Genomic DNA, 11,284 nt, shown 5'->3' with positions numbered 1-11,284 from the left:
AAAACGGATTATAAAGCTTCTAAATGAAAAGGAATAAGAATAGCCAAGGGGAACAAGCAACTTTATCTTCTATTTCGGAAGAAAGTTGCTTTTTTTGTCTTTTGTTCAACCATAAAAAATAAAAACGTAAGTTTTTCAGTGCCCTCGCTGCGCTCCTGCGGGGTCTCCCCTGCCCCGTCCTCCCGCAGGAGTCTTCACGCCTGGAACGTAGATCAACAGGGTGCCAAAATCAACAATAAGCTTTAACATAGCCTATAAAAGAAAAACTGCCAACTAAGGCAGTCTTTCCTCTATTTTAGAAATCGTAATTGTCAATATTATCCTTCTTAAAGACTACACGTTCTGGTAATAGAATGATCCCGCTGTGATCATCTGTGTAATCATACCCTTGGATTGTATTAGGCTCGATTTTAACGTGACCAACATTTGGTACTTCGAACTCATCGCCAACTTTTAGGTCTTTACCTTCAACAGTCATTAGGTATGCAACATAGGCAGCAAGGGCACCTTGCTTTTTAACATCCCAAAGTCCGAATTGCTTAACAGTATCACGTTTAACAAAGTCTCTCATAACGTTTGGTGTTGAAAAACCAGTGATGGCAATCTTCCCTGCCACTTTAAGGTTTTCTGCAGCTTGAGCCATAGCAGGTAATGCTGTAGCATCTGGACAAATGACAGCATCGATATCTGGATACGACTTAATGATATTTTGGCCAACTGTTAAAGATTTTTGGGCATCATTTTCTCCGTATTGCGTCGTAACAATTTCCCAGCCAGGATGTTCAGCTTTAATTTTTGCTTTAGCTGCCTCGACCCATTGGTTTTGGTCTGTAACAGTAGGACTGGAATAGAAGAAGGCTACTTTTGCCTTATCTGGAATTTGTTCAGCGGTCATATCAATAAGTAATCCGCCTAATTGGTCAGGAGTTCCTTGGTTAATATAGAATGAACGGTGTTCTGGATTTACGTCTGAATCCCAAGTTAAGATTTTAACCCCACGCTTTTTCGCACGGTCCAATGCTTGGTTTAAGCCGTCTACAGATGTCGATGAAATCATCAAGGCTTTATAACCTTGGTTTACAAAGTTATTAATGTATTTTACCTGTCCTGCAACAGAAGCTTCGCTTGGTCCATCATAAGTTAATTCAACGCCAAGTTCTTTTGCCATTTCTTTAGCCCCTGCACCACCAGATGTAAAAAATCCAACACCAGTAAGTTTAGGGATAAATGCTAATTTAACATCTTTCTTGTTTGATTTTTCCCCGCCTGAAGTCTTTTCCCCACCGCTGCTACAAGCTGCGAGCAGTAGCAATGCTGATAAAACAATAGTGAATAGCTTTATTAATAATGATTTTTTCATTAATCTACACTCCTTTTGAGGACTCTTTATTAAGAGCCTTTTTATTATTTAACTTTTTAAAAAATAATTGGATAGTACTCCAATTTGTTAAACGGAGTAAAACTGCAATGATTAATAAAAATCCAATAACCACACTTGTTTCCTGATTGGTCATACTCATCATTTGTAAACCATATTGCATCATCCCAATAACAATACTTGCTATTCCTGTTCCAACAACGCTACCTTTTCCACCTGTGATACTGGTCCCTCCCAAGACAACTGCAGTAATGACAGGCAACACCGCTTCCGCCCCGAGGTCTGACCTCGCAGAACCGAAGTAGGATGTTAAGATTACACCACTGATACCACCTCCTAAACCTGCTAAGACATACGACCAAACCAAAATGGATTTAGTACGAATTCCGCTAAAACGGGCTGCCTTGATATTAATGCCGATAAGAAACACTTGTCTGCCAAATCGTGTGAGGTGTAAGATTGCTGCAAATATAATCATAAAGAAGAGAAAAAATAATATCGGATTAGGTAAACCAAAAGTATCTCCATTTGCTAATTGCACAAATGAGTCTGGGAAACCACTGATGCCTTCATATCCAGATGCACTGCTGCCGCCGGAAATTACTAAGGCAATCCCAGAGAAAAGAAACATACTCCCCAAAGTAACAACCAATGGCTGGACGTTACTATTAGCAATAATCACGCCATTCACTGCACCAGCACAGGCGCTCATCACCAGGGCAAGCAAAACTGCCAGCCACACATTTATACCACTCATCCATAGCACGCCAATAGTGATTGAAGTCAATCCAATCGTAGATCCAACGGAAACATCAATTCCGCCAGTAATAATAACGTAGGTCATAGGAATAGCGGCCATTCCGATATAAACATAGTCATTCATGCTAAAAATCAGATTTGTAAAGTTCAAAAAGTCCGGATTCATAGCACTGAAGAAAATGATTTCAATGATTAAGAAAACAACCAGTGCACTTTCCCACCTAAAGAGTGGCTTGGTCAGTTTTGTCATCATTCTGAATCACTCCTTTTACAACATCTTCTTGTTTATGAGGTTTATTGCTTTTTTTAAACTGACTATTTTTCAAATAGCTTTGGAATCTAGAATCACTAATGACAATTAGCAGTAATAAAAACCCTGAGATCGCATTATTCCAGTAAGCTGGAATTTTCAAATATATTAATGAGCTATTAATTGCAGTAAGGAAAATCGCTCCGAGTCCAGCCCCAAACACTGTTCCAAGTCCACCGTTAAGGCTTACACCTCCTAATACGGCAGCAGCAATAACTTGAAGTTCCATACCATTACCCGTTTGGTTAGGGACAAAGCCTATATTCATTACAAAAATCATCCCTGCAATAGAGGCAGACAAACCTGAAAGCACAAAGGCAGACACTCTAATCCTTGACACAGGAATACCTATGAGTCTAGCACCATCCGCATTATCCCCTACGGCATAGAAATAACGGCCAAATTTGGTCAGCTTTAAAACCAGAAATGCCGCAAGGAGAATAATAAGTCCAATCCAAATAGGGAAAGGTAGACCAATGAAATCTGCGCCTGAAAGCTTTTTGAAATAGTTTGGAATATCCTCAATCCACTCTCCTCCTGTTAAAATAATCATTAAACCTCTTAATATACCTAACGTACCTAATGTCATAATAATCGCCGGAATTTTAAGGTAGGCAACACCGATACCATTAAACATCCCTGCAAGTATTCCGACAAATAGTACCACTATAGCGGCTAACCATCCTGATATACCATTTGTTAAGAGTAAGCCGCACACAGCTGCCGATATTCCCATAGTGGAACCAACTGACACGTCTATTTCGGCGGTTAACAAGACAAAAGATTGACCAACAGCTAATATGAGTAAAATGATACTACTGCTAACAAGTAGTATCAGACTGTTACCAGTCACAAACTTACTATTAATTCCACCGACAATTCCGATAAACGCAATAATGAGAATCATAATCGAGACTTCTCTTGCTTTCATAACCTTTGAAAAGAGATTCATAGAACCTTCAACTCCTTTTTAATCCCGAATGCAGCTGAGGTTATGGAATCTACAGTTAAATCCTCTTTTTCTATTGAAGAGGTCATCTGACCTTCATGCATAACAAGGACACGATCACTTAGTTGAACAATTTCTTCTGTATCTGAGGAAATCAGGATAACGGCTAACCCATTCTTCTTTAAATCATCGATAATTTTATAAATATCCCCTCGCGCACAAGCATCAATGCCTCGCGTCGGTTCATCTAAAATAATGACTTTAGGTTTTGTTTCTAGATACTTCGATAGAACAATCTTTTGCTGATTACCACCAGATAGATTGCTTAACAATTGGTTATGTCCGGTAGTGACTATCTTCAAGGTATCAATTGCTATAGTTGAAATTTCTTTTTCTTTTTTAAATGGGAGGAATATTCTTTTATATTTATGCAGAATTGTTGATGTGATGTTCATTTTAATAGAGGCAATGGAGAAAATACCATGTTGATGTCGATCTTCAGGGACATATGCTAAACCACGATTAATTCGCTCGCGTATAGAAAGCTTCTTAATACTCTCTTGTTGCAACAATACATCTCCTGATTCCCATGGTTCTAATCCAAAGATTGAGGAGGCAAGCTCCGTACGGCCTGCACCGACGACACCAGCTATCCCTAAGATTTCACCAGGATAGAGATCAAAGGTGATATTTTGAAAACGGTGCCCTGATAAGTCTTTAACCATTAAAATCGCCTTATCTGAATTTCCTTTCGATGGTTTAGCATCCCTTACCACCCTAAGTACCTTCGGTTCAGTAGATTCCAATCCTATTTCTCTATCAGAAGCGCCCTTACTTTGTTCAGGCATTAACCCTTCTAATAATTTGTCATAGGTGAAATCTCTTATAGCCCCTTTGGTTGATATCAGTCCATCGCGAAGGACTGCGACTGAATCCGCGAGCTCAAATATTTCTTTAAGTCGGTGGGTAATATAGAAAACACCCAAACCATCGCTGGTTAGTTTTTTAATAGTAGAAAAGAGGGAATTAATCTCACTAAAAGTTAAAGTTGATGTAGGTTCATCTAATATTAGTATTTTTGCATTTCGAATTAATCCTCTAAGCAATTCAACAAGCTGCTGCTCAGCTATGGATAAGCTTAAGCCCCTGCGGTTAATATCCAAATTCCAACCTAAAACAGAAAGGTAATTCTTAATTCTCTTCTCACACTCGACTTTATTCTCATTTAAACCGATGGTAATGTTTTCGCGAATCGTCATATTAGGGAAGATTAGCGGTTCCTGTGGTACTAAGTAGATCCCATGCCTATGGGCATCCGCTGGTTGATGAAACGATACATCTTCACCCTTTACCACAATTTGCCCTTCATCAGGACGATATAAACCAGTAATAATTTTCATTAATGTCGATTTACCAGCACCGTTTCCTCCGACAATCGCAAAAACTTCGCCCTTATTAAGAGTTAAATCCACACCTTTTAATACAGGGTTTCCAGCAAATTGCTTATAGATTTGACGAATATGAATTAGCTGGTCATGCATTTTATTCACCTACCTTGCTAGACTATAAAACTATTAAAAACTAAACATTTTTTAATATAGTTAACTTTTGTTCAAGCCTACTCAAAGTGTTGATTCCGAAATTAAACCGCTTACATTCCAAATATTAATTGACAAATGGCCTATAGTCAACACGTATGTATTGAATTATCAAAATATTTTGAAGTTATTGACTTTTTTATTTTCGGGGCCTATACTCAGTATTAGAGTTAAACATTTGTCTAGACACTGATTATTTGTTGAAAGGTTGATAAAATATGGCGAGCAATGATGTCTTTACTGAAAACCTCCTGGTTAAGGTCGCCTGGTATTACTACAAGGACAATCTCACACAAACAGAGATTTCAGATTTATTAAATTTATCGAGAAATAAAGTTGTACGTTTACTTGATCGTGCAAGAGCAGAAAATATTGTTCAGTTTCATATTAAAGGTCCCGGTGTTAATTGTTTAGAAATTGAAAAGGACCTCATTCATTCATTTAAAATTGATCATGCTTTTGTCATTCCAACCCCAAAAGACAATCTTAGTCAGTCTTTATCAAAAGCTGCTGCACAATTTATTGAAAGTAATATTTCGAACAATGAATTGATTGGGTTTGGATGGGGAGAAGCTGTCTCTCGGACAATTGAATCATTAACCATTGATCCTTCTATCGAAATTTCTATGGTAACACTTACAGGTGGTGTGAACTACTACTTCCAAAAGCGGGAATATTCCTCTGAAAGTGGACTCGATAAATTCAAGGGCGGGATTCATGTTATTCCTGCACCATTCCTAGCATCGTCAGAAGAAATGGCAAAAAATATGTTATCAGAGCCTTCTGTAAGCAACCTTCTCGACCTAGCCAGTCTTTCCAACCATGTGGTCGTAGGGATTGGCGGTCTATCAACAGCTTCCACGATTATTAAAGAAGAAAAAATGACTCTCAATGAATTAATCTTCATTAAAAATCATAATGCCGTAGGAGATATTCTAGGTCAATTTTTTGATGCCCAAGGAAAGATTCTTGATTTACCCCATCATAATCGCTTAATTGGCACCCAACTTAGCACCTTGAAAAAGTTACATAATGTCATTGGAGTTGCAGGAGGTGCCCATAAAGTGGAGGCCATATACGGTGCATTAAAAGGAGGTTATATCAACACCATCATCACTGATGAAGAAACTGCGACAGCGTTAATAAAAAAGGAGGCTGCTTTGAATGGAGTACATCCTAGTATTTGATGCAGGGACAGGAAGCGTTAGAACTGTTCTCTTCGATACAGCTGGCACGCAGGTTGCCTCATCACAAGTTGAATGGACACATCTGGAAGATCTACGTTTTCCAGGTTCCATGGATTTCGATGTAAGTAAAAACTGGGGGATTATTCAAACCTGTATATCTCAGGTGCTTGCTCAGTCGGGCATCGACCCCAAAGACATTAAAGCTATAAGCGCAACAAGTATGCGCGAAGGGTTTGTCCTTTACGATGCAAACGGAAGAGAAATTTGGGCATGTGCCAATGTGGATGCCCGCGCGATGGAAGAAGCCAAAGAACTTAAGAATACTGACCCAGATCTTGAAAAAAAACTATATGAATTATCAGGTCAAACATTTGCTTTGGGCGCTCTTCCCCGTATCCTTTGGATAAAAAACAACCAGCCTGAAGTCTACGAGCAAATTAACTACTTAACTATGATAAATGATTGGATCCTCTTTAAGCTCACAAACAAACTCCAAGTAGACCCTTCCAATGGCTGTACAACAGGACTTTTCGATTTAAAGAATCGAGCTTGGACGCCTGCAATTGCCGAGGCTTGTCAGCTAAAAAGCAATATTTTCCCTCCTGTTAATGAAGCTGGAGAACTCCTTGGAGTCGTATCAGAGTCCATCGCATCTTCTACTGGCCTTGCTAAAGGAACTGCCGTAATTAGCGGCGGCGGCGATGCACAGTTGGCCTCCGTCGGGGTAGGTGCGATCAAGAATGGCCAAACCTTTATTTGCGGAGGTAGTTTTTGGCAGCAAGAAATTAATATTGAGGCTCCGATTGTTGATTCACATAATCGAATTCGTGTTAATTGTCACGCGGTCCCTGAACTTTGGCAAATCGAAACCATCGCCTTCTTCCCCGGACTTGTCATGAGATGGTTTAGAGACGCCTTTTGTGAAACAGAAAAACTTGAGTCTGCACAAACAGGTCGTGATGCTTATGAAATTCTTGAAGAAAAAGCGAAAGACGTCCCTGTCGGATCAAATGGAATTATCCCTATTTTCTCAGATGTCATGGATTATATCTCTTGGAGACATGCTGCCCCTTCCTTTTTAAACCTCACATTAGACCCTAACAAAACCGGAAAAAAAGAAATGTTTAAATCGATACAAGAAAATGCCGCGCTCGTTACCTATGGCAACTTAAAAATTGTCGAAGAGGTTACAGGTCACTTTCCTAAAGAAGCCATCTTTGCTGGTGGAGGTTCAAAAGGGAAACTTTGGAGCCAAACGTTGGCCGATGTTCTCGGAATCCCTGTAAAAGTACCAGTTGAGAAAGAAGCAGCTGCACTTGGCACAGCCATTATGGCAGGACTTGGTGTTGGTTTATTCCCCAGCCTAGAATCCGCAATTACTGATTTAGTGAAATGGGAAAGAATTCACTATCCTAACCAAGAAAACCACCAAAAATATCTCTCAATCTATGAAAATTGGCGTAAGGTTTACGGCGAACAACTTAAATTGGCTGATTCAGGTAAGACGAATCATATGTGGATCGCACCTGGATTAACTGTAAAATTTGAAAGGGGGTGAAACGAATGTTTCACACAAACGAAGAAAATAATGAATATCGTTATGGCACCCATGGACCCAAATACTTAACAAAAGGACCAAACGTTGATATTGGTGTGGTTCTATTAAAACCAGGTGATGATCACGATAATCACTATCATACTACCTGCGAAGAAATCTTCTATATTCTTGAAGGAGAAATAGATATTTATATAGATGGTGAACCTGTTCACGTAAAACCAGGTGATATGCTTCAAGTAAGTCCTATGGAAGCACACTACTTAAAAAATACGAATACCGTTGATTTTAAAGCGGTGTTTATAAAGTCTCCACATATTAGTGAAAGAGATTCAGTTATCGTTAAAAATCCAAAAATCAAGGAGTGAATGAGATGAATTGGGGATTTAAAAATAGAATGAATCAAATTTTACCGAACGGAAGGGCCGTTATGCTTGCAATTGACCACGGCTACTTTCTCGGACCAATCCATGGTCTAGAAAAACCTGGTGAGACAGTTAAGAATCTGTTACCACATACTGACTCATTATTCGTAACACGTGGTACCCTTGATTCCTGCATTCCAGAGGACGTAAAAAAACCAATGCTTTTAAGAGTTTCTGGAGGTCCAAGTGTTCTAAGTGATCTTTCCAATGAACGAATTGTTACTCCAGTAAAAGAAGCGATTAGACATAATGTAGTCGGTGTTGGTGTGTCTATTTTTGTTGGTTCTGAATATGAAACACAAACCGTCACTAACTTAGCGAATGTGGTTACTGAATCACATGAATATGGTATCCCCGTTCTGGCTATTACAGCGGTTGGGAAAGAACTAGAAAAGCGTGATGCTAGATTCCTAGGCTTAGCTTCTCGAATTGCTTCTGAAATGGGTGCAGATATTGTTAAAACCTATTATTGTGAGGATTTTGAAACAGTAACCAGCACTTGCCCTGTACCAATCGTCATTGCTGGTGGTCCTAAATTAGATACAATTAAAGATGCTTTAGACCTTACTTATAACGCAATGAATCAAGGTGCTGCCGGTGTTGATATGGGTCGTAATATCTGGCAATCCGAATATCCTGAAGCAATGATCCGCTCAATTAATGGAATCGTTCACAAAGGTTTAAATGTGAAAGAAGCACTAGAATTATATTCACAGCTAACACAGACCAAAGTATTTTAATCATTTCATGTATACTTAATAAAACAATTATCCTTCCATATGTAGCCCACATCGAATTTTTTGCGATAAACTTCAAAGAACGATAATAGTCGGACCATTTCTATAGGTTTCTTTCTTCCGGCAACAACCCTTAATTTAAGACAATACCAGTCTTCAAAATCTATTTGGGCGAACAAGGCCTGGCCCTGTTCGCCTTTTTTAAATGGAATAATCCTGGGGAATAAAGACCTTTAGTTGTTTTGGTTTTACAAACACTTCTTCCCCTGACTTTAGATCGAGGCTTCGAAATTGCTCCTTTCTTAATTCCACTTCCAGGAACTCGCCATTATCTTTTCGAATCAGTTCAAGTTGGACGGAGGCTCCGACTAAATGAATATAATTAATTTTTGCAGCAACTGAATCCAGGCTAGCCTCTCTTTCGATACTTATATCATGCGGTCGAACGTAACCGACTGCCTCGGTATTCTCTGTTGCGGAGAATTCAGGTGCATCGACTTCAAAATTACCGTGTCGTAATTTCCCTTTATGGAGGCGCCCTTTAAACAAATTAACATTCCCTAAAAAGTGATAAACAAAAGGACTGTTTGGATTTTCATATACTTCCTCTGGCGTGCCGATTTGCTCAATCTTCCCTTCATTCATCACAACAACTCGGTCGGCAACATCCAGCGCTTCCTCTTGGTCGTGCGTCACAAAAATGCTCGTAATCTGGTAGTCATCATGGAGCTTTCTAAGCCATCTGCGAAGATCTTTGCGGACTTTGGCATCTAACGCACCAAATGGTTCATCCAACAAGAGAACCTTGGGCTCAACAGCCAGTGCTCTCGCTAATGCCACCCGCTGCCGCTGGCCGCCTGACAAATGGGAAGGATACCCTTCAGCAAAGGCTTCTAATTTTACTAGCTTTAGTAATTCCATGACCTTTTCTTTTATTTCGGTTTTGGAAGGACGCGTTTTCCTTGGCCGGACTTTTAATCCATAGGCCACATTTTCAAAAACAGTCATATGACGAAACAAGGCATAATGCTGGAAGACAAATCCTACTTTCCGCTCCTTTGTACTGATATGGGTCATGTCTTCTTCTCCGAACAAAATGGCTCCCTGATTCGCACCTTCTAAGCCTGCGATGATTCTTAGAAGTGATGTTTTCCCAGAACCAGATGGACCAAGAAGAGCGACGAGCTCACCTGTTTGAATATCAAGATTAATTTGGTCGAGGGCTTGAAAGTTTCCAAATGATTTTGAGATATTTTGAATTTGAATGCTCATCTTAGTGAACTCCTTCTCCAGGTTCAAATGATTTTTTTGCTTTCCATTCAATGACATTTTTTACAACCAAGGTGATGATGGCAAAAAATGACATTAAGGAAGCAACCGCAAATGCCGCGGAAAATTGATATTCATTGTATAAAATTTCAATATGGAGCGGCATCGTATTTGTCATTCCGCGGATATGTCCTGAAACGACTGAAACAGCTCCAAACTCCCCAATTGCTCGAGCACTACAGAGAATAATCCCATATAATAATCCCCATTTAATATTCGGCAGAGTTACCAAAAGGAATGTCTTCCAGCCGCTCGCACCCAGTGTCAAGGATGCTTCCTCATCGGCCGTCCCCTGAGTTTGCATTAATGGAATGAGTTCCCGGGCGACAAAGGGCAATGTCACTAAAAGTGTGGCAAGGGCGATTCCAGGCACCGCGAAAATAATTTTGATATTATGGTCGATTAACCATTGTCCAAATAAGCCATGCGCACTAAATAATAGAACAAATACCAATCCGGCGATGACTGGGGAGATGGCAAATGGCAGATCAATAATCGTAATCAGTAGACTTTTTCCCTTAAAATTGAACTTGGTTACGGCCCAGGCGGCTGCCACACCAAAGATGGCATTAAGTGGCACGGTAATCAAGGTAATGACCAAAGTTAACTTGATTGCAGATAATGCATCTGGATTGCTAACGGCCTCTAGGAAAACGGCTATACCCTTATCAAAGGCTTTTATAAAAATGGCAACCAACGGTAACACCAAAAACAAACCTAAAAATGCTAATGCGAGTGTGATTAGTAACCAGCGTACGAGTCGGGGTTCTGAATTGCGGGCTGTAGTTTGAAGCGGTGTACTGGAATATTGGATTGGAACTTTTCCAGCCATAGGTACCTCCTTCTGGATCAAAAAATCGATCCTTTTTTGGTTGCTAATATTGATTCACTGATATATGACTTAGTTTCGCTGATAAAATATCATTTTCGCTGATATATGGCTTAGTTTCGCTGATAAAAGGTAATATTCCGCTGATAAATTTTATAAGCTACCTGATAAGGTGTAATTTTACATCAGCAAAAACAACAATCTTGATGCAAACAGCCAAGTTTTCTA

At 39.6% G+C, this 11,284-nt stretch carries 9 protein-coding genes and 1 pseudogene; 4 read left to right on the top strand and 6 right to left on the bottom strand.

Annotation, left to right across the window (positions count from 1 at the left end; all coding sequences use genetic code 11):
• Positions 1-295: 295 nt before the first annotated feature.
• The 4 genes and pseudogenes from lsrB to J7E66_RS21775 form a co-directional block, all read right to left on the bottom strand.
• On the bottom strand, positions 296-1,360 hold the full coding sequence (gene lsrB, locus J7E66_RS21790; protein WP_215003713.1) for an autoinducer 2 ABC transporter substrate-binding protein LsrB: 1,065 nt from the start codon (positions 1,358-1,360) through the stop codon (positions 296-298).
• 4 nt (positions 1,361-1,364) lie between these two features.
• Entirely contained in the window at positions 1,365-2,390 is a 1,026-nt protein-coding gene (locus tag J7E66_RS21785) for an ABC transporter permease (RefSeq protein ID WP_251033073.1), read from the bottom strand.
• Between the two features lie 88 nt (positions 2,391-2,478).
• A pseudogene (locus J7E66_RS21780) lies at positions 2,479-3,399 on the bottom strand (ABC transporter permease subunit); the annotation flags it as partial.
• Positions 3,396-4,937, bottom strand: coding sequence for a sugar ABC transporter ATP-binding protein (locus J7E66_RS21775; protein WP_215003709.1), 1,542 nt, complete (start codon positions 4,935-4,937; stop codon positions 3,396-3,398). The pseudogene J7E66_RS21780 and the gene J7E66_RS21775, both read right to left, overlap by 4 nt.
• 275 nt (positions 4,938-5,212) lie before the next feature.
• Here J7E66_RS21775 and J7E66_RS21770 point away from each other — a divergent pair, with 275 nt between their 5' ends.
• From J7E66_RS21770 to lsrF, 4 genes are read left to right on the top strand one after another with little or no spacing between them, the layout of a single operon-like run.
• Positions 5,213-6,181: a sugar-binding transcriptional regulator gene (locus J7E66_RS21770; RefSeq protein ID WP_215003707.1), complete on the top strand. Its 969-nt coding sequence runs from the start codon at positions 5,213-5,215 to the stop codon at positions 6,179-6,181.
• A complete protein-coding gene (gene lsrK, locus J7E66_RS21765) occupies positions 6,159-7,739 on the top strand; it encodes an autoinducer-2 kinase (RefSeq protein ID WP_215003705.1) in 1,581 nt (526 codons plus the stop codon). Before J7E66_RS21770 ends, lsrK begins: the two co-directional genes overlap by 23 nt.
• A gap of 5 nt (positions 7,740-7,744) precedes the next feature.
• A complete protein-coding gene (locus tag J7E66_RS21760) occupies positions 7,745-8,104 on the top strand; it encodes a cupin domain-containing protein (RefSeq protein ID WP_215003703.1) in 360 nt (119 codons plus the stop codon).
• 5 nt (positions 8,105-8,109) lie between these two features.
• A complete protein-coding gene (lsrF, locus tag J7E66_RS21755) occupies positions 8,110-8,901 on the top strand; it encodes a 3-hydroxy-5-phosphonooxypentane-2,4-dione thiolase (RefSeq protein WP_215003701.1) in 792 nt (263 codons plus the stop codon).
• 198 nt (positions 8,902-9,099) lie between these two features.
• Here the strand turns inward: lsrF and J7E66_RS21750 are convergent, their stop codons facing one another.
• Positions 9,100-10,170 carry a sulfate/molybdate ABC transporter ATP-binding protein gene (locus J7E66_RS21750; protein WP_215003699.1) on the bottom strand — a complete coding sequence of 357 codons (1,071 nt, stop codon included), beginning with the start codon at positions 10,168-10,170 and terminating at the stop codon, positions 9,100-9,102.
• 1 nt (position 10,171) lies between these two features.
• Positions 10,172-11,059: a sulfate ABC transporter permease subunit CysW gene (cysW, locus tag J7E66_RS21745; protein ID WP_215003697.1), complete on the bottom strand. Its 888-nt coding sequence runs from the start codon at positions 11,057-11,059 to the stop codon at positions 10,172-10,174.
• Positions 11,060-11,284: the final 225 nt, after the last annotated feature.

The sequence above is a fragment of the Bacillus sp. ISL-7 genome (genome assembly GCF_018613065.1).
This window is presented reverse-complemented; position numbering and strand designations above follow the sequence as displayed.

Bases quoted from the DNA above. Each gene is read 5' to 3' on its own strand.
- lsrB (WP_215003713.1), bottom strand. From the start codon at position 1,360: ATGAAAAAATCATTATTAATAAAGCTATTCACTATTGTTTTATCAGCA.
- J7E66_RS21785 (WP_251033073.1), bottom strand. From the start codon at position 2,390: ATGATGACAAAACTGACCAAGCCACTCTTTAGGTGGGAAAGTGCACTG.
- J7E66_RS21775 (WP_215003709.1), bottom strand. From the start codon at position 4,937: ATGCATGACCAGCTAATTCATATTCGTCAAATCTATAAGCAATTTGCT.
- J7E66_RS21770 (WP_215003707.1), top strand. From the start codon at position 5,213: ATGGCGAGCAATGATGTCTTTACTGAAAACCTCCTGGTTAAGGTCGCC.
- lsrK (WP_215003705.1), top strand. From the start codon at position 6,159: ATGGAGTACATCCTAGTATTTGATGCAGGGACAGGAAGCGTTAGAACT.
- J7E66_RS21760 (WP_215003703.1), top strand. From the start codon at position 7,745: ATGTTTCACACAAACGAAGAAAATAATGAATATCGTTATGGCACCCAT.
- lsrF (WP_215003701.1), top strand. From the start codon at position 8,110: ATGAATTGGGGATTTAAAAATAGAATGAATCAAATTTTACCGAACGGA.
- J7E66_RS21750 (WP_215003699.1), bottom strand. From the start codon at position 10,170: ATGAGCATTCAAATTCAAAATATCTCAAAATCATTTGGAAACTTTCAA.
- cysW (WP_215003697.1), bottom strand. From the start codon at position 11,059: ATGGCTGGAAAAGTTCCAATCCAATATTCCAGTACACCGCTTCAAACT.